Annotated in this window: 16 protein-coding genes; 10 read left to right on the forward strand and 6 right to left on the reverse strand. The window is 73.3% G+C overall.

The window, feature by feature from the left end; translation table 11 throughout:
• Window positions 1-54: 54 nt before the first annotated feature.
• Window positions 55-1524: an ethanolamine permease gene (gene eat, locus ACH4RG_RS35890; RefSeq protein WP_398540893.1), complete on the forward strand. Its 1470-nt coding sequence runs from the start codon at window positions 55-57 to the stop codon at window positions 1522-1524.
• Between the two features lie 48 nt (window positions 1525-1572).
• Window positions 1573-2322: a gamma-glutamyl-gamma-aminobutyrate hydrolase family protein gene (locus tag ACH4RG_RS35895; protein ID WP_397923685.1), complete on the forward strand. Its 750-nt coding sequence runs from the start codon at window positions 1573-1575 to the stop codon at window positions 2320-2322.
• Here ACH4RG_RS35895 and ACH4RG_RS35900 read toward each other — a convergent pair.
• The 3 genes from ACH4RG_RS35900 to ACH4RG_RS35910 form a co-directional block, all read right to left on the reverse strand.
• Entirely contained in the window at window positions 2225-2977 is a 753-nt protein-coding gene (locus tag ACH4RG_RS35900; RefSeq protein ID WP_397923687.1) for a hypothetical protein, read from the reverse strand. The two genes, ACH4RG_RS35895 and ACH4RG_RS35900, sit on opposite strands and share 98 nt — an antisense overlap.
• Window positions 2978-3125: 148 nt before the next feature.
• On the reverse strand, window positions 3126-3707 hold the full coding sequence (locus ACH4RG_RS35905; RefSeq protein WP_398540894.1) for a TerD family protein: 582 nt from the start codon (window positions 3705-3707) through the stop codon (window positions 3126-3128).
• 70 nt (window positions 3708-3777) lie between these two features.
• Entirely contained in the window at window positions 3778-4353 is a 576-nt protein-coding gene (locus ACH4RG_RS35910) for a TerD family protein (RefSeq protein WP_398540895.1), read from the reverse strand.
• Between the two features lie 260 nt (window positions 4354-4613).
• On the opposite strand from ACH4RG_RS35910, the gene ACH4RG_RS35915 reads away from it, so the two are divergent.
• The 5 genes from ACH4RG_RS35915 (at window position 4614) to ACH4RG_RS35935 (ending at window position 9464) form a co-directional block, all read left to right on the forward strand.
• Window positions 4614-5045: a BlaI/MecI/CopY family transcriptional regulator gene (locus tag ACH4RG_RS35915; protein WP_397923693.1), complete on the forward strand. Its 432-nt coding sequence runs from the start codon at window positions 4614-4616 to the stop codon at window positions 5043-5045.
• A 2-nt stretch (window positions 5046-5047) separates the two neighbouring features.
• Complete coding sequence (locus ACH4RG_RS35920; protein WP_397923695.1) at window positions 5048-5980, forward strand: M56 family metallopeptidase; 933 nt, start codon at window positions 5048-5050, stop codon at window positions 5978-5980.
• A 314-nt stretch (window positions 5981-6294) separates the two neighbouring features.
• A complete protein-coding gene (locus ACH4RG_RS35925; protein ID WP_398540896.1) occupies window positions 6295-7644 on the forward strand; it encodes a hemolysin family protein in 1350 nt (449 codons plus the stop codon).
• The gene (locus ACH4RG_RS35930; RefSeq protein ID WP_398540897.1) at window positions 7641-8678 is read left to right on the forward strand and encodes a hemolysin family protein; all 1038 of its coding nucleotides are present in this window, start codon (window positions 7641-7643) and stop codon (window positions 8676-8678) included. The genes ACH4RG_RS35925 and ACH4RG_RS35930 overlap by 4 nt, the downstream gene beginning before the upstream one ends.
• 9 nt (window positions 8679-8687) lie before the next feature.
• Window positions 8688-9464, forward strand: a complete 777-nt coding sequence (locus ACH4RG_RS35935) for a uracil-DNA glycosylase (RefSeq protein ID WP_398540898.1) — start codon at window positions 8688-8690, stop codon at window positions 9462-9464.
• A 62-nt stretch (window positions 9465-9526) separates the two neighbouring features.
• Here ACH4RG_RS35935 and ACH4RG_RS35940 read toward each other — a convergent pair whose 3' ends face one another.
• Window positions 9527-10936, reverse strand: a complete 1410-nt coding sequence (locus ACH4RG_RS35940) for a geranylgeranyl reductase family protein (RefSeq protein ID WP_397923703.1) — start codon at window positions 10934-10936, stop codon at window positions 9527-9529.
• 493 nt (window positions 10937-11429) lie between these two features.
• Between ACH4RG_RS35940 and ACH4RG_RS35945 the strand changes: the two genes are divergently transcribed.
• A complete protein-coding gene (locus ACH4RG_RS35945) occupies window positions 11430-13070 on the forward strand; it encodes a HEAT repeat domain-containing protein (RefSeq protein ID WP_398540899.1) in 1641 nt (546 codons plus the stop codon).
• A 33-nt stretch (window positions 13071-13103) separates the two neighbouring features.
• On the opposite strand, the gene ACH4RG_RS35950 is transcribed toward ACH4RG_RS35945, so the two are convergent.
• Window positions 13104-13667, reverse strand: coding sequence for a DNA polymerase ligase N-terminal domain-containing protein (locus ACH4RG_RS35950; RefSeq protein WP_397923707.1), 564 nt, complete (start codon window positions 13665-13667; stop codon window positions 13104-13106).
• A 270-nt stretch (window positions 13668-13937) separates the two neighbouring features.
• On the opposite strand from ACH4RG_RS35950, the gene ACH4RG_RS35955 reads away from it, so the two are divergent.
• Entirely contained in the window at window positions 13938-14855 is a 918-nt protein-coding gene (locus ACH4RG_RS35955; protein WP_397923709.1) for a family 16 glycosylhydrolase, read from the forward strand.
• A 90-nt stretch (window positions 14856-14945) separates the two neighbouring features.
• Complete coding sequence (locus tag ACH4RG_RS35960; protein ID WP_397923711.1) at window positions 14946-15938, forward strand: aldo/keto reductase; 993 nt, start codon at window positions 14946-14948, stop codon at window positions 15936-15938.
• Between the two features lie 85 nt (window positions 15939-16023).
• On the opposite strand, the gene ACH4RG_RS35965 is transcribed toward ACH4RG_RS35960, so the two are convergent.
• Window positions 16024-17313 carry a serine/threonine-protein kinase gene (locus ACH4RG_RS35965; RefSeq protein WP_398540900.1) on the reverse strand — a complete coding sequence of 430 codons (1290 nt, stop codon included), beginning with the start codon at window positions 17311-17313 and terminating at the stop codon, window positions 16024-16026.
• Between the last annotated feature and the right edge of the window lie 112 nt (window positions 17314-17425).

A 17425-nucleotide genomic window follows, 5' to 3' on the forward strand; every position in this document is an offset into this window, starting at 1 on the left:
ACCTTTGATCGAAGCAGTTCCCACGATGAAGTCGACACACATCTGGAGCGCCTCATGGCTCAGGGAACCGAAACACCCGCCGGACCACCCGGAGACGCGAGCCCGGGGGCGTCCGGCACGGACGCGTATCTGCACCGCAGAACCCTGCGCCGGGGCAGTGCCGGCTGGCTCCTGCTGACCGGGCTCGGCGTCGCCTACGTCGTCTCCGGCGACTTCTCCGGCTGGAACATCGGCCTGTCCAAGGGCGGCTTCGGCGGACTCGCCGTCGCCATGGTCCTGATGGGCGTCATGTACGCGTGTCTGGTCTTCGCGCTGGCCGAACTCTCCGCCATCCTGCCCACGGCGGGCGGCGGCTACGGCTTCGCCCGGCGGGCGCTCGGCACCTGGGGCGGATTCCTCACCGGCACGGCCATCCTCATCGAGTACGTCCTCGCGCCCACCGCGATCGCGCTGTTCATCGGCGACTACGTCGAATCGCTCGGCCTGTTCGGCCTCACCTCCGGCTGGCCCGTCTACCTCGCCTGCTTCGCGATCTTCATCGGCATCCACCTCTGGGGAGTCGGCGAGGCGCTCCGCTTCAGCCTGGTGGTGACCGGCATCGCGGTGGCCGCGCTGCTGATCTTCGCCGTCGGCGCGTTCACCGAGTTCGACGCGGGCCGGCTCAACGACATCCCGGCGGACACCTCCGCCTTCGGCTCCTCCTCCTGGCTGCCGTTCGGACTCCTCGGGATCTGGGCGGCCTTCCCGTTCGGCATGTGGTTCTTCCTCGGCGTGGAGGGCGTGCCGCTCGCCGCCGAGGAGGCCAAGGACCCGGTCCGCTCGATGCCCAAGGCCCTGGCCATCTCCCTCGCCGTGCTGGTCCTCCTGGCCGTCATCACCTTCATCTCCGCCACCGGCGCCCAGGGAGCCGACGCCATCAAGGAGGCCGGGAACCCGCTCGTGGTGGCCCTGCAGGGCACCGGTGAGCCGACCGCCCTGAGCCGCTTCGTGAACTACGCGGGCCTCGCCGGACTGGTGGCCTCCTTCTTCTCCCTGATCTTCGCCGGATCCCGCCAGCTGTTCGCCCTCTCCCGGGCCGGCTACCTGCCGCGCTTCCTCTCGCTGACCAACCGGCGCAAGTCCCCCTACCTCGGCCTGCTGATCCCCGGGATCATCGGGTTCACGCTCGCCGCCTGGAGCGGCAACGGCGGCCGGATGCTGAACGTCGCCGTCTTCGGCGCCACGATCAGCTACGCCCTCATGGCCCTCTCCCACCTGGTGCTGCGCCGCCGCGAACCGGAGCTGCCGCGCCCCTACCGCACCCCCGGCGGCGCGCTCACCTCGTCCGTGGCCTTCGTTCTGGCATGCTCGGCGCTGGTGGCGACCTTCCTGGTGGACCGCGACGCGGCGTTCATCGCCCTCGGCGTGTACGCGGTGGCGCTGGCCTACTTCGCCTTCTACAGCCGTCACCGGCTGGTCGCGGGGGCCCCGGAGGAGGAGTTCGCCGCACTGGCGGCGGCCGAGGCCGAACTCGCCCGCGACTGAGCCCCGCGCCAACGCCCGGCCCTCCCGATCCCACGAGGAGTACGTTCCATGTCCCGGCCCGTCATCGGCATCAGCACCTACCAGGACCCGGCCCGCTGGGGGGTGTGGGAGATGCCCGCGGTGCTGCTGCCCGCCGGTTACCCCCGCCTCGTCCGGGCGGCGGGCGGGCTCGCCGTGCTGCTGCCGCCCGACGCGGCGCGGGAAGCGGCCCGGGACACCGTCGCCGCCCTCGACGGGCTGGTGATCGCCGGGGGAGCGGACGTCGAACCGGCGCGCTACGGGGCGGTCGTCGATCCCCGTACGGGCCCCCCGGCCCTCGAACGCGACGCCTGGGAGCTGGCGTTGATCCGGGCCGCGATCGAACGGGAGGTCCCGCTGCTCGGCATCTGCCGGGGCATGCAGCTGCTGAACGTCGCCCTCGGCGGCACCCTGCACCAGCACCTGGACGGCCACACCGGCGGCCCCGGCGTCTTCGGCAGCCACCCGGTGACCCCCGTGCCCGGCACCGCCTACGCGGACGCCGTACCGGAGACCGCCATGGTGCCCGCCTACCACCACCAGGCGGTCGACCGGCTCGGCGGCGGCCTGGTGGCCTCCGCCCACGCACCCGACGGGACCGTGGAGGCCCTGGAGCTCGCCGGGCACGGGAGCCTGGTGTTCGGTGTGCAGTGGCACCCGGAGATGGGCGAGGACACCCGGGTCATGGCCGCTCTGGTCCGGGCGGCCGGGGCGCGGGCGGCGCTGATCCCTCGAACCCCGGACCGGAGAAGTCGGGCCCCGCGAACGCCGGTGAGCTGAAACGGGAGCCGAGGCCCGCACCCGGCGTGGGCGTCGCCGCGCCGGCCAGCTCCTGGAGGAGGAACGGCCTGATCCCCCGGTCGCGCAGCGCCGTGAGCCAGGCCTCACGGGCGTGCTCGACAGCGGGTGACCGGTCGGGCTCGGTCACCGTGCCGTCCGCCGACTGCTTCGCCGCCGTGCGGTAGAGGGCGACGACGCTGACCAGGGCCGTGGCCGCCGTGACCACCAGACTGCACCAGCCGACGCCGACGAGCGTGCCCGCCAGGTCGGGCAGGGCCCCGGCGAGCCGCAGACCGTAGCCCAGCAGCAGGAACGTCGCCGCGGCCACGGCGGCGAGCACCGGCGTCAGCACTCCGAGGACGGCCAGCATCCCGGCCCCCGGCCGCTCCTGATCGCCCGGTCCCGAGAGCGGCGAGCTCCCGGCGTTCTGCCGTCCGCCCCGGGCGCGCCGCCGCAGGGCCGCGTAGCGCCGGTACTCGGCGTCGGCCGCGGGCGTCGTGCGTGCCACGGCGGCCAGGCCCCGGACGCGCAGCCGGCCGCCGGGGACTCCCGAGCGTTCGAGCAGGCGTTGGATCTCCGGGGAGGCGATCACCTCGTCGAGTGCGCGTCCGTAGTCGGAGCTGTCCTCGTCCCCGAGCCGGGTGGGTCTGCCCATGCTGTCCCTCGGTCGACACAGGTGTGCCGACACCTGTGTGTGGGTGTTCCGCCACCGCGCCGCGGGGGCGCGCACGTGCCGCGTGCGCACCTCCGCGGCTGTCCGGTGAGGCGTTCGAAGCGTGCTGGAAGGGTGTTTCCGGAAGGATCTAGAGGTGCTGCGCGACCGCGGGCATGAGGTCCTGGAAGGTCCGCCCGTCCGCCGGCGCCCCGATCGCGGTCATCTGCCAGCCCGCGCCGGACCGCTGGACCTTGGCCATGATCTGGGCGGTGTGCCGCCCGCCGCCGGTCAGGGTGTACCGGGCCAGCTCCTGGCCGTTGCTCTCGTCGACCAGACGGCAGAAGGCCGCCTCGACCTCCTCGAAGGTCTGGCCGGTGAAGGAGTTCACCGTGAAGACGATCTGGTCAACATGGACCGGCACGCGCCGCAGGTCGACGACGATGGACTCGTCGTCCCCGCCCTGCCCCGCCCCGCCGACCCGGTTGTCCCCGGTGTGCTGGACCGAACCGTCGTCACTGGTCAGGTGCTGGAAGAAGACCACGTCCTGCGGGGCCTGGCCCGCGAAGAGCACCGCCGAGGCGTCCAGGTCGATCTCGCGGGCGGTCAGCCGCGCCAGGAATCCCTTACGGGGAGCGGACTTCCAGCCCAGTCCCATCCGTACGACACCGAGCTCGCCGCCGCCGGACTTGGTGAGGCTGACCTGCTGGCCCTTGGTGAGGTTGATCGTCATCGTTCCGCCTTCGGTGACTGGGTGACTGGAGTGTCTACGGTAGGGCGTGCGCCTCAAGGATCCCGGCGACTCAGAGGCTGACGCCGAAGTCGGCGACGATGCCGCTGAGGCCGGACGCGTAACCCTGCCCGACCGCGCGGAACTTCCACTCGGCGCCGTGCCGGTAGAGCTCGCCGAAGACCATCGCGGTCTCGGTGGAGGCGTCCTCGCTCAGGTCGTAGCGGGCGATCTCCGCGCCGCCCGCCTGGTTCACCACCCGGATGTACGCGTTGCGCACCTGGCCGAAGCTCTGCCCCCGGCTCTTCGCGTCGTGGATCGAGACCGGGAAGACGATCTTCGCGACGGTCGCGGGCACCGAGGCGAGGTCGACCTTGACGATCTCGTCGTCGCCCTCACCCTCACCGGTGAGGTTGTCGCCGGTGTGCTCGACCGACCCGTCGGGGCTCCTGAGGTTGTTGTAGAAGACGAAGTGCTCGTTGGACAGCACCTTGCCCGCCTCGTCGCAGAGCAGCGCGCTCGCGTCCAGGTCGTAGTCGGTGCCGGTGGTCGTGCGGACGTCCCAGCCGAGACCGACGAGGACCGCGGTCAGCCCCGGGGCCTCCTTGCTCAGCGAGACGTTTCCGCCCTTGGCGAGGCTCACGCCCATGATGTGTTCTCCCTTGTGCGGTGACGGGTGTTCACGTGATGGCGGCCACGCCACGGGTGACGGCGCGGGCGCTCTGCGACTACGAGAAAAATCTACAGCACTGTAGATTTCCCGGGCCAGGAGGTGTTCGGCCCGCCCCGGGCGGTCGCCGGTACCTCCACCGGGTGGATACGATTTCCCGACGCCCGGCAGGCGAAACGCCACGGCCGGGCGGCCGAACGGAGAAGGCCGGGCGGACGGACGGAGAGAGGGGTCGGGCCGTGGACGCCGAAGGAGCCGGGGGCGAGCGGGAGTCACCCGCCCGCAGGCGTGGCCAGGGCGAGCTGGAGGCCCAGGTGCTGTCGGTGCTGGGCGGGGCGAGTGAGCCGGTGACCGCCGCCTGGGTGCTGGAACGGCTCGGCGCGGGCCTGTCGTACAGCACCGTCATCACGATCCTGACGCGTCTGCACGCCAAGCAGGCGGTCACGCGCACCGGACGGGGCCGCCCCGTCCTGTGGGAGCCCGTGGCGAACGAGGCGGGGCTCGCCGCCCTGCGGATGCGCCGGCTCCTCGACAAGCAGAGCGACCGGGACGCGGTGCTCTCCAGCTTCGTCTCCGTCCTCTCCTCGCACGACGAGGAGCTGCTGCGGGCCCTGCTCGCCGAAAGCGGTCCCGACGACACCGGAACGCCCTCGGACCGGCCGGAGCGCTGACGATGGGCGTCTTCGTCTACCTGCCCCTCGTGCTGCCCCTGACCGCGTTGCCGGTCGCGCGCCTGGCCGAACAGCACCTGCACCCCCGCAGGGCCGCCGGGCTGCTGACCACTGTCGCCGTGATCCTCGCCTCCTGCAGCCTGGTGTGTCTCGGACTGCTGGTGGTGGTGGGCACGGCCCAGCTGCCCGGCAACCCGTTGCCCGACGGGTGGTCCGACGCCGAGGTCCGTGACGCCGTGCCGCACGACGCCTTCGCGGGCAAGGCGTCCATCCTCGCGCTCGTCGCCGTGACGGTGGCCTGCGGGGTCACCGTCCACCGCCACTACCGCTTCCGGGCGCGGGCCCACCGGACGCTCGCGGGCCTGCCGGGCGGGGACGTCGCCGTGCTGCCCGACGACGTCCCGTACGCCTACGCGCTCCCCGGCTCGCCGGGGCGGGTGATGGTCTCCACGGCGCTGCTCGCCTCCCTCGAACCGGCCGAGCGCCGGGCGCTGTTCGCCCATGAACGCGCCCATCTCGCCGGACGCCACCACCGGTTGTTGCTCGCGACCCGGCTGGCCGGCTGTGTCAATCCGCTGCTGTGGCCGCTGCTCGGCGCCCTGGTCTACAGCACGGAACGCTGGGCGGACGAGGAAGCGGCCCGGGTCACCGGCGACCGCCGGCTGACCGCACGCGCGGTCGGCAAGGCGGCGCTCGTCTCCCGCCCGGTGCCCGGCGGCGCGGCCTTCGCCGCCTTCGCCGCGGTGGGGCCCGTACCTCGCCGGGTGGCGGCGCTCCTGGGCCCGGTACCGCCGGACCGGGGCTGGCCCCCCGCCCTCACCCCGGCCGGTGTCGCCGCGCTCGTCGCCGCGGCCGGGACGACCGTCTCCGCGCTGTCCGCGCTGAACGCGGCCGTCGCACTGTTCCTCGTCCTGGAGGCGGCGACACCGCTGTAGCCCGGGGCGGACACCCGGTCCGGAGCGGCGGAGATCGGGCCGACGCCTGCCGCTACAGGGTTGTAGAGTTCATCAGCCGCGGAACGCGGGCCCCGTCGACGGCGGTTCCTCACCCGCCCGGCATGCAGAATCGTGCCCGGGTGCTCACCTCCCGCCGGAGTGCGTCCCACTCGAACCCATGGCTGGAGAACCCAGCCGGACAGGAGCCACGCGTTGTCCGCCAGTCCGGGCCCCTCAGGGCCCGACCCCCACCGCCACCGACCCGCGGCCCCGGGCAGGACCGCCCGCCGCCTCCCGCGCGGGGCGGGTGCCCGATGACCTCCGCCCTGGTCGGCCTGCTGGCCGTGTTCGTCCTCACCGCCGGGACCGGCTACTTCGTGGCCCAGGAGTTCGCGTACGTCTCCGCGGACCGGCTGACCCTCGGCCGGGAGGCCGCCGCCGGGGACAAGAGGGCCGCCCGCGCCGTGAAGGTGCTGGAGCGGCTCTCCTTCATGCTGTCCGGCGCGCAGCTCGGCATCACCGTCACGGGACTCGTCGTCGGCTTCCTCGCGGAACCGTCCGTCTCCGCCCTCCTGCGGCCCGCCCTGAGCGGCACCGGCCTCTCCGACGGACTCGTCTCGGGCATCTCCGTGGCGCTGTCGTTCGTGGTGGCGACCGTCATCCAGATGGTCCTCGGGGAACTCGCCCCCAAGAACCTCGCCCTGGCCGTGCCCGAGAGCATGGCGAAGTCCCTCGCCTCCTCCACCCTGATCTACCTGCGGATCGTCGGCCCCGTGGTCCACGTCTTCGACGGCGTCGCCAACCGGCTGCTCCGCCGCATCGGCATCGAACCGGTCGAGGAGCTCCACCACGGCGCGACCCTGGAGGAGCTGGGCCACCTCATCGGTGAATCCCGCGAACAGGGCGAGCTCCCGGCCGCCACGGCCGAACTCATGGACCACGCGCTGGAGTTCTCCGAGCGGAACCTGGGCGAGGTGATGATCCCCCGCGCCGACGTGGCGTTCGTCCGCCGGGACGCCCTCGCAGCCGAGGCGGTCGAACTGATCGCCCGGCACGGGCACTCCAACTACCCGGTGCTCGGGGACCACCCGGACGACCCCGCCGGAGTCCTCGGCGTGCGGGAGCTGATGCGGCTGCCCGCGGCCGAGGTCGGTCGCACCACCGTAGGCTCCCTGGCCCGCCGCCCCCTTCTGCTGCCGGAGCTCCTCAGACTCCCGGCGGCGGTCGCGCAGATGCGTGAGCGCGACGACGAGTTCGCCGTCGTCCTCGACGAGCACGGTGGCCTCGCCGGGATCGTCACGTACGAGGACATCGCCGAGGAACTCGTCGGGGACATCGCCGACGAGTCCGACACCGTCGTCGAACTCGCGGTCGCCGACGGCTCCGGCTGGATCGTGGACGCGGGCCGCCGCCTCGACGAGATCGAGGAGGCCACCGGCGTCGCACTGCCCCAGGAGAGCGAGGACTACGACACGCTGGCCGGGCTGATCATCGACCGGCTCGGACGCTTTCCCACCGTGGGCGACCGGCTCACCGTCGGCGCGGTCCGGATCGAGGTGCGCACCCTCGACCGGCACGTCGCCGAGTACGTCCGCATCGAACCCACCGAACCCACGGAACGTGGGGAACCCACCGGACCCACCGAACAGGAGCCGCAGGCATGAGCTTCCCCATGGCGCTCTTCGTGACGGTCCTGCTCCTGATCGGCAGCGGATTCTTCGTCGCAGCAGAATTCGCCCTGGTCGCCTCCAAGCGACACCGCATGGAACAGGCCGCCGCCCGGGGGCAGCGCGGGGCCAAGGCCGCGCTCGACGGGATGCGCGAGCTGTCGCTGATGCTCGCCGGAGCCCAGCTCGGCATCACCATCTGCACCCTGGGCCTGGGCTCCGTGTCCAAGCCCGCGATCTCCCACGAGCTGGACCCGCTGCTGGAGCGGCTCGGACTGCCCGCGGCCCTCAGCTACGGCATCGCCTTCGCGCTGGCGATGACCGTCGTCGTCTTCCTGCACATGGTGATCGGCGAAATGGCCCCGAAATCCTGGGCCATCGCCCACCCGGAGCGCTCCGCGATGCTGCTGAGCCCCGCCTTCCGCGCCGTGGTGGGCGCCGTACGCCCGCTGATCCGGCTGCTGAACGCGATCAGCAACGCCCTCGTGCGGCTGTGCCGGGTCACCCCGCGCGACGAACTCGCCTCGGTGCACAACCGCGACCAGCTCACCCACCTGATCGAGGAGTCCGAGCGCCTCGGTCTGATCAGCAAGGGCGACTCCGGACTGATGACCAGGTCCCTGACCGAGCCGGGGACCCCGGTCTCGGTGCTCCGGACGCCCGTGGAGCGGATCGCGACTGTTCCGGCGGACGCGGGGCTCGACCGGATCCTGGCCACCGCCGCCGAGGCCGACCGCACCCGCCTGCTGGTACGCGACGGGGAGGAGATCCTCGGATCGGTGCACGCCCGGGACGCCCTCGTGGCCCGTGCCGGAGGCCGGGACGTCCTCGCCCGCGACCTGGCCCGTCCCGTCCCGGAACTGGCCCCGGACGCGACCGCGGCACACGCGGTGGAGCAGCTGCGCGAGCGCCGGGCCACGATCGCCGTCGTCCGCGACGGGGAGGGTGGGCTCACCGGGCTGGTGAGCCTGGACGACCTGCTCGCCCGGCTGCTGCATCCCCCGACGGCACCGGGGCGGGCCGGGAAGTAGCTTGGAGGCATGGACGAGGCGACGGACCCGGTGGCGGCGGCCGACGACCGGGGATTCCCGGCGCGGCACGCGCCCTCGTGCACCGGGCTCGCCGAGCTCGACGGCCTCGTTCCCCACTGCCGCGCCTGTCCGCGGCTCGTGGCCTGGCGCGAGGAGGTCGGCGGGGTCAAGCGCGCCGCTTTCCGGGACCAGGACTACTGGGCGCGACCGGTGCCGGGCTTCGGCCCGGCGGACGCCAGGGTGGCGGTGGTGGGGCTGGCGCCCGCGGCCCATGGCGGCAACAGGACCGGGCGGATGTTCACCGGTGACGCGACCGGCGACTTCCTCTTCTCCGCGCTGCACACGGTGGGCCTCGCCTCGCAGCCGTCCTCGGTCCACGCCGAGGACGGGCTGCGTCTGCGTGGCGTACGACTGACCTCGCCCGTACACTGCGCGCCTCCGGCCAACCGGCCGACCCCCGAGGAACGCGACACCTGTCGTCCCTGGCTCGCCGCGGAGCTGGACCTGCTGAGTCCGGGGCTGGCCGCGGTGGTCGTCCTCGGTGGCTTCGGCTGGCAGGCGCTGCTTCCCGCCCTCACGGAGGCGGGGTGGGAGATTCCGCGTCCGCGCCCCGCCTTCGGACATGGCGCCCGGGCCGTGCTGCCCGCCACCGGGCGTCGACAGGAGCTGCACCTGCTGGGCAGCTACCATCCCAGCCAGCGCAACACCTTCACGGGCCGGCTGACCATGCCCATGCTGGTCGACGTGCTCCAGGAGGCCGTCACCGTCGCTGGGATCGCCACCTGAGACAGCCCGGACGTCCGGTCCCGCCCCCGGTCTGTGCCGCCCGTCCTTCGCCCACCGCCCCGTCAGCGCTTCCCTGCCCCCCGCCGCGCGGGCCCCGGCCTCGGGGCCGGGACGAGGCGGAACGCCGTGTTGAGGACATGGTCGATCACATCGCGTGAGGGCTCGTCCGTCAGGTCGGTGAGCAACCGGGCCAGCGTGTTGAGGAGGAACGGCGATCCCATGACGTACCGGTTGAGCACCGGCTGGAAGCCCGAGCGGCTGAAGATCAGGTCGGCGGCGGTGTTGCCGAGGCGGTAGTAGCGGCCCCAGCGGCGGTTCATCTCCACCGGGTAGCCGCGCAGCACCTGTTCGCGGCGGGGTCCCTGGCGGTGGGCCAGGGCCAGGGCCGCGGTCCCCGCGGCGACCTCGCCCGCCTCCATCGCCTGGGCGATGCCCTCGCCGTTCCAGGGGCTGACCATCCCGCCGGAGTCGCCGACGAGCAGCAGACCTCTCGCGTACAGCGGGTGGCGGTTGAAACCGATGGGCAGGGCGGCGCTGCGCACCGGGCCCTCCGCGTTCTCCTCGCGCAGCCCCCAGTCTTCCGGAATCCGGGCCAGCCACTGGTTCAGGGTGGCGCGCAGGTCCGCCTTGCCGTGCCGCCGGTGGGGGAACGCCCCGAGCCCGACGTTGACCCGGCCGTCGCCCATCGGGAAGATCCAGCCGTAGCCGGGAAGGTACGGGCCCTCGTCCGGGAAGCGGAGGTCGGCCCACAGCTCCAGGTACTCCTCCTGGGAGCGTTCGGGGCTGTGGTAGTAGCGCCGGGCGGCCGTCGCGATCTGCCGCCGGGGGTCCCGCTCCAGTCCCAGCGCCAGGGCGAGGCGGGCGGAGGCCCCGTCGGCGGCGATGACGACCGGCGCGCGGAAGTCGACCGGCTCCGGGACGTCCGGGGAATCCGAGGACGCGGCGACCCCCGTGAGCCGGCCCGCCCGGTCCGTCAGCGGGCGCTCCGCCTTCCAGCCGCTGTACAGCCGGGCCCCGGCCGCCACGGCGTGCCGGGCCAGGATGTCGTCGAAGTCGTGCCGGCTGCGGGAGAGCCCGAAGTCCGGATAGCGGCCCAGCGCGGGCCAGTCGATGTGTACGCGGTGCTGTCCGGCCACCCAGCGCATACCGCGCGAACGGGCCCAGCCCGGTGCGGTGATGTCGACGCCCATCCGGATGAGCTGGTGCACCGCGCGCGGGGTGAGCCCGTCGCCGCACACCTTCTCCCGGGGGAAGCGGGCCTTCTCCAGGAGGACCACGTCCACTCCGGCCCGCGCCAGGTGATACGCGGCCGAGGAGCCGGCCGGCCCCGCCCCCACCACGATCACCTGGGCGTCCTCGCCCGTGCGGGACGCCTCCCGCGCGTCTTCCGTACGGGGGGCCTCCCGCGGGGCTCCCGTACGGGGAGTCTCCCGTGCGTCCGTCGTCGTCGGGTCCGGTGGCAGTTCGCGCATCACAACCCCTTCGTCCCACGGGCCGTTGTCCCTGCCGGGGCGGCGGCCCAGGACAACATCATCGATCAGGACGGGCCGACGCGGAACCAGGCGTCGGAAAAGCCCGGGCGACCGGGCGACACCGCCGTCTACGCTCCGTCGGTGACCACTGCGCCGGACGAAACGATCATCGACGCCCTCGACCGCGCCGACGCCGCTCTCCTCGCCCGGCGCCTCGATGCCCGCACCTGTCCGCCGGAGCTGCTCGGCCGGATGGTCCGGCACCCGGCGCCCCGGATAGGCCACAGCCGCGAGGCCGACGTCCGGCTCGGCGTCGAACGCGTCGGCCGGGGAGCTCATCGAGGTTCTGCACGCCGTCGTACCGCACCTGTCCGAGGTCCAGCGTTTCACCGTCGTCGAGGGGGTTCGCGCCCTGCCGCCCGCCGGCCCGGACAGCCTGCCCCGGCCCGGGTCCGCCGCCTCCGCCCTCGCGCTGCTCCGACAGCTGGGCGCGGTGCTCGTCCGCGCCGATCTCGACCGGGCCCTGGACGCCGCCCACCTCGGCGCCGACCCCTGGAGCGCCGCGCCCGCCGTGCTCCGGGAGGCGTTCGGCGTACCGGAGGAACCGGCAGTCGTCGATGCGACAGTCTCCTGGCATGCCGAGTTGACCGAGGCGGTACGGACGCCCGAAGCCCTGGCGGAGTTCCGGGGACGCGACGCCGTCGCCGGTGCCCGGCCCCGACGTGCCGCCGGTGGCGGGCGTACATCTGCCCGGACCGAGTCCCGAGAACTGCTCTCCGCGCTCGTCGAGGCGTACCCGCAGGCCGCGCCCGACGTGCGCGGGCGGCTCGTCGACTGGATGACCGAGCTCCAGCCGATCGACGCACCCGCATGGACCATCGCCGAGACCGGGGCGGGGCGTACGGCCTCCGGCACCTCGTCGCGCCCGGTGCGGGCGGACGATCTCGACCAGCCCCGGTCGGCCGCCCAGCGGACCCGGCTGCTGGCCATGCTGGACGCGAAGAGGCCGGAGCGCCGGACCGCCGCCGCGCGGGCCCTGCTCGACTGGCCGGAGCCGGGGATGGCGCGCGCCGTGCTGCGGGCCTATCTGCGCGGCCGGGTCGACGTGCTCCCGGACACCGCAGCCCTGGATCTCCTCGCGCACCCGGACGACCACGCCGGGGCCCACCCCGCACAGGGCTCCGGCCTGCATCCCGCCGTCGTGGCACTGACCTCCCGAGGGGTGCTGCCCGAGCGGGCGCTGCGCTGGGCGGCGCGGCTGTCCGAGGACGATCTGCCCCCGCTCGTCCCGCTGATCGTCGGGTGGTGGGAACACGGTTCGCCCGCTGTGCACGAGGCGGCCGGCACCGCGCTGCGCAACGTTCCCGCCGATGTCCTCGCCCACCACCTGGCGCCGCGCGTCGAGGCGGGCGACCTCGGGCTGCTCGACCTGCTGACCGGGCGGCGACTGCTCCGGACCCCCGTGCTGACCCGGGCCGAGCGTCGGCTGCGCACCGAAGGCCGCGCTGCCCTGGCCGACGCGCTCGTCCTCGTCGACGGCCCGTTGCGCACACCCGGGGCCGAACACGAGGACACGGCCGCGCTCGACGCCCTGCGCACCCCGTTCCGGAGCCCGACGGCAGCACGGGCGGGACGTCCGTCGCTGCCGGAGCTGCTCGACCTCGCCCGCACGGGAACGCCCGAGCAGACCCGCCAGGCCCTCACCCGCCTCGTCGAGGAGCGAGCACCCGCGCCCGGAGCCGGCCCGGGCCCGGAACTGCGCGCGTTGGTCGAGGAGTTGCTGAGCCACCCGAGCGCCGGGGTGCGCCTGCACGCACACCGGACCTCGCGCGCCCTGTTCGACCGGGACACCCACGCCCGGCTCACCGCGCTCCTGCTGCCCGACCCCTTGCCCGACGTGGTGCGCATGGCGGCGCGGACGCTCGGCCGCGCCGGCTGGGAGCCCGCGCTGCCCGACCTCGTGCGGCTCCTCGGCCACACGAGGCCGGTGGTCCGGAGAGCGGCCCGGGACGCGCTCGTCGGCTTCGGCGACGCGGCGGTCCCGGTTCTGCGCCGGACCGCGGCCCACGCCCGGCCCGACCGGCGGCCGCTCTACACGGAGGTGCTCGCCGAGATCTCCGGCGCGGGGGCCTGACGGGGCGTTCGGGCGTCACCCGGGGCGTTGTGGTCAGCCTCCGGGCCTCCGGGACGCCGCCGCGGCGACCTGGTGCAGCGTCCGCCCCGTACGGGCGGACCTGGCGTGGTACGGGTCGGGGGAACCGGGCCTGCCGCGAACGGCGAGGCGGTCGTTCGCCTTGATCAGCAGCCACGCCTCGTGACCGCCGCTGTCCGGCTCGTCGCCCTTCTGGACGCGGGTCAGCGCGAACTCGCCGTGCAGCTTCGACCCGTACAGCCAGAACGTCGCATGGCCGAGCGCCAGGGACTCGGGGAAGGGGACGGAGTCGCCCTGTCCGTCGTGCCCGAGCGGCCGATAAGTGCCCTGGTCCCAGACGATGACCGTGCCGCTGCCGGACTCGCCGCGGGGGATCACCCCTTCGAACTCGCGGTACGCCAGGGCGTGATCCTCCGTCGGCACGGCGAGCCGCCGGTCGCTGGGGTTCTCCGACGGCCCGCGCGGCACCGCCCAGGACTTCAGTACGCCGTCGACCTCCAGCCGGAAATCGAAGTGCAGGCGTCGCGCGTCGTGGATCTGCACGACGAAGTGGGGCCGCGGTGTGCCGTCGTTCTCCACGTCGTGCTCCCTTCGTGCCCCGGCCCGTCTCGCCGGTCCGTGCTTCCACTCTGCGACTGCCCGGGACGAACCGCACGATGAGCCGACCGCTTTCAGGCGCATATGCCCTTGAGATGTGCCGTTCCCTCTCCGGTCTGGATCAGCTTCTTGACGGCTCCTGCGGCACTCCCTTAAATCAAGTAGTGAAATATGCGCCCGAGGCGATCGCCCCAACCGTTCACCTCTCGGTGTCGACCTGTCATGTACATGCCCCCCACGCGAAGTGATGTGATGACCGTGCACCCCACGCACCCGACGCACTCCACGGCGCGCGGCGTTTCCCGGCGCCGCCGCGTCGCCCTCTGCGCCGCCTCGCTGCTCTGCTGTTCCGCCATCCTGACCGCACTCCCCGGTGGGGCGTCCGCCGCACCCGCCGCCGGTGCCCCGGCCTCCGGGCCCGGGGCGCGTGCGGTCGCCTTCGAGGACCAGTTCGACGGGCCGGCCGGGGCCGCTGTGGACGGCGACAAGTGGCAGATCGAGACCGGCGACAACGTCAACAACCACGAGCGGCAGTACTACACCCCGGGCAACGACAACGCCGCGCTCGACGGCCAGGGCAACCTCGTGATCACCGCCCGGAAGGAGAACCCGGGCAACTACCAGTGCTGGTACGGGACCTGCGAGTACACCTCGTCCCGGCTCAACACCTCCGGCAGGTTCGCCGCCGCCTACGGTCACGTCGAGGCCCGCGTCAAGATCCCGCGCGGCCAGGGCATCTGGCCCGCGTTCTGGATGCTGGGCGACGACTTCGGCAACGTCGGCTGGCCGAACAGCGGTGAGATCGACGTGATGGAGAACGTCGGCTTCGAGCCCGGCACGGTCCACGGCACCCTGCACGGTCCCGGCTACTCCGGCTCGGGCGGTATCGGAGCCGCGTACACCCTCCCCGACGGGCGGGCGTTCGCCGACGACTTCCACACCTTCGCCGTCGACTGGGCGCCCGACTCCATCACCTGGTCCGTCGACGGCCAGGTCTTCCAGCGGCGCACCCCGGCCGACCTGGGCGGCAACCAGTGGGTGTTCAACAAGCCGTTCTTCCTCATCCTGAACCTCGCGGTCGGCGGCTACTGGCCCGGCGACCCCGACGGCAGCACGCGGTTCCCGCAGCAGATGGTCATCGACTACGTCCGCGTGACGACCGGCGACTGACCATCGGCGCGCCCCGGGGCGGCCCCGAAACGTGGACGGCGGCAGAGGTGCTCCTGCCGCCGTCCACCCCCGGCCCGAGAGCGGAATAGCATGATCCTCATGGAACAGCGCACACTCGGCAGGACCGGCCGTGACGTCTCGGTCGTCGGACAGGGCACCTGGCAGCTCGGGGGCGACTGGGGCGAGGTCGCGGAGGACGACGCATTCGGGGTTCTCGACGCGGCCGTCGCATCCGGCGTCACCTTCCTCGACACCGCGGACGTGTACGGGGACGGCCGCAGCGAACAGCTCATCGGCCGCTACCTCAAGGACCGCCCCGACGCCGACGTCCTCGTCGCCACCAAGATGGGCCGCCGCGCCGACCAGGTCGCGGAGAACTACGTTCTGGACAACTTCCGTACCTGGAACGACCGTTCCCGCGCGAACCTCGGGACCGACACGCTCGACCTCGTACAACTGCACTGCCCGCCCAGCGGCGTCTACTCCTCCGACGCCGTCTACGACGCCCTGGACACCCTGGTGGCCGAGCAGCGGATCGCCGCCTACGCGGTGAGCGTCGAGACCTGCGCCGAGGCGCTGACCGCCATCGCGCGCCCCGGCGTCGCGAGCGTGCAGATCATCCTCAACCCGTTCCGCCTCAAGCCGCTGGACGAAGTGCTCCCGGCGGCGGCAGCGGCGGGCGTGGGCATCGTCGCCCGGGTGCCGCTCGCCTCGGGCCTGCTCTCCGGCAAGTACACCCGGAACACGGTCTTCGGGCCCGAGGACCACCGTACGTACAACCGGCACGGCGAAGCGTTCGACCAGGGCGAGACGTTCTCCGGCATCGACTACGCGACCGGCGTCGCCGCGGCCGCCGAGTTCGCCGAGCTGGCCCCCGAGGGCGCCACCCCCGCGCAGACCGCGCTGCGCTGGGTCATCCAGCAGCCGGGCGTGACCAGCGTGATCCCCGGTGCACGCTCGGTGGAGCAGGCCCGCGCCAACGCGGCGGCGGCCGCCCTGCCGCCGCTGCCGCAGTCCACGCTGGACGCGGTGCGGGACCTGTACGACCGGTCGATCCGCGCGGAGGTCCACGACCGCTGGTGACGGCGGGCGGGACGGAACCGGCGGGGCCCCGACGGGTGGGGGCGGCGGGCGGCGCCCCGGCGAGTGGGGGAGAGCGGACGGGGACTCAGTCGTCCCGCTCGTCCTCGTCCCGGTCCCTCTGCCCCTGACCTTGACCCTGATTCTGGCTCTCGTCTCGGCCCTGGGCCCTGCCCTCGCCCGGGTTCTGCTGGTCCCCGCCCTGTCGGCCCTCCTGCTGGTCCTGCGGGCTCTGCCGGCCTTGTTGTTGGTCCTGTTGCTGCCCGTCGCCGTCGCCGACGTCCTGCGAGGGGCCCGACGACGGACTCCGATCCGGCGTTCCGGCCGAGCTGGAGTCCGGGGAGAAAAGAATCATTCCGAGATAAACGGCGGCCAGGAACGTCGCCGTGCCCGCGATGACGCTGGCCACCCTGGGCCGACGCCGTATCGCCTCACGGGTACTGCGACGACGGGCCGGAGCCGATCGGGCCGACGCCTGCCGTCTTCGCCCCGTGGGTCCCGGAAGCCGGTACGTCGTCGGGCCGACCGGCGCCGGCGGCCCGACGGGGGAGGGCTTCGGGGCCATGGGGGCGGACGCCCGGTGGGACGTGGGCGTCTGCAGCGGTAGGGGCTCCGGCCGGCCGCGCCAGGCGTCGGTGCGGAACCAGTCGGAGACCTGCTGCGCGGTGGGCCGTTCCTCCGGCTGCTTGGCCAGCAGCCCGAGGAGATACGAGTCGAAGGCGGCGGAGATGTCCACGCCCCGCTGCCGCAGCGGAACGGGCGGGGTGTCGACATGCTGGTACAGCGTCGCGGTCGCCGTGTCGGAACGGAACGGTGGCTGTCCGAGCAGCAGTTGATAGACGACGCAGCCCAGGGAGTACATGTCGGACGCGGAGTCGGCGGTCCGTCCCAGCGCCCGCTCGGGGGCCAGATAGAGGCTCGTGCCGACGATGTGACCGGCCGTCGTCAGCGCGGTCGAGGGATCGTCGACGAACTGGGCGATCCCGAAGTCGCCGATCTTCACCGAACCGTCCGCGTCCAGCATCAGGTTGCCCGGCTTGATGTCGCGGTGGACGATGCCCTGACGGTGCGCGGCGGCCAGCCCGGCGGCCGCCTGGCCGGCGATCAGGGCGACCTGTTCGGGATGGACCCGCTCCTGGGCGGCCAGCAGGTCTCCGAGGCTCTGCCCCTCGACCAGCTCCATCACCAGGAAGAACCGGTCCTCCCAGGCCCCGAAGTCGAACACCGCCACCAGGTGCGGGTGGCTCAACCGGGCGGCGGTCTGCGCCTCCAGCCGGAAGCGGGCGGTCGACGAGGCGTCCGCCTGGTCCCCCAGCAGCAGCTTCACGGCAACGGCGCGTCCCAGCACCTCGTCCGTGGCGCGCCACACCTCGCCCATGCCGCCACGACCGATGGGGGATACCAATCGGTACCGACCAGCTACCAGCACCTGTACACCTATCTCGCATTGTGGCCCGCTCCGGCTGCCGGCCCCCGTGGTTCCCGGTCTC

The organism is Streptomyces sp. NPDC021019, from assembly GCF_044333295.1.
In the GTDB taxonomy this organism is placed as follows: domain Bacteria; phylum Actinomycetota; class Actinomycetes; order Streptomycetales; family Streptomycetaceae; genus Streptomyces.

What these genes read in the sequence shown, in the direction of transcription:
- eat (WP_398540893.1), top strand. Translation starts at nt 55, where the DNA reads ATGGCTCAGGGAACCGAAACACCCGCCGGACCACCCGGAGACGCGAGC.
- ACH4RG_RS35895 (WP_397923685.1), top strand. Translation starts at nt 1,573, where the DNA reads ATGTCCCGGCCCGTCATCGGCATCAGCACCTACCAGGACCCGGCCCGC.
- ACH4RG_RS35900 (WP_397923687.1), bottom strand. Translation starts at nt 2,977, where the DNA reads ATGGGCAGACCCACCCGGCTCGGGGACGAGGACAGCTCCGACTACGGA.
- ACH4RG_RS35905 (WP_398540894.1), bottom strand. Translation starts at nt 3,707, where the DNA reads ATGACGATCAACCTCACCAAGGGCCAGCAGGTCAGCCTCACCAAGTCC.
- ACH4RG_RS35910 (WP_398540895.1), bottom strand. Translation starts at nt 4,353, where the DNA reads ATGGGCGTGAGCCTCGCCAAGGGCGGAAACGTCTCGCTGAGCAAGGAG.
- ACH4RG_RS35920 (WP_397923695.1), top strand. Translation starts at nt 5,048, where the DNA reads ATGGGCGTCTTCGTCTACCTGCCCCTCGTGCTGCCCCTGACCGCGTTG.
- ACH4RG_RS35925 (WP_398540896.1), top strand. Translation starts at nt 6,295, where the DNA reads ATGACCTCCGCCCTGGTCGGCCTGCTGGCCGTGTTCGTCCTCACCGCC.
- ACH4RG_RS35930 (WP_398540897.1), top strand. Translation starts at nt 7,641, where the DNA reads ATGAGCTTCCCCATGGCGCTCTTCGTGACGGTCCTGCTCCTGATCGGC.
- ACH4RG_RS35935 (WP_398540898.1), top strand. Translation starts at nt 8,688, where the DNA reads ATGGACGAGGCGACGGACCCGGTGGCGGCGGCCGACGACCGGGGATTC.
- ACH4RG_RS35940 (WP_397923703.1), bottom strand. Translation starts at nt 10,936, where the DNA reads ATGCGCGAACTGCCACCGGACCCGACGACGACGGACGCACGGGAGACT.
- ACH4RG_RS35955 (WP_397923709.1), top strand. Translation starts at nt 13,938, where the DNA reads ATGACCGTGCACCCCACGCACCCGACGCACTCCACGGCGCGCGGCGTT.
- ACH4RG_RS35960 (WP_397923711.1), top strand. Translation starts at nt 14,946, where the DNA reads ATGATCCTCATGGAACAGCGCACACTCGGCAGGACCGGCCGTGACGTC.
- ACH4RG_RS35965 (WP_398540900.1), bottom strand. Translation starts at nt 17,313, where the DNA reads ATGGGCGAGGTGTGGCGCGCCACGGACGAGGTGCTGGGACGCGCCGTT.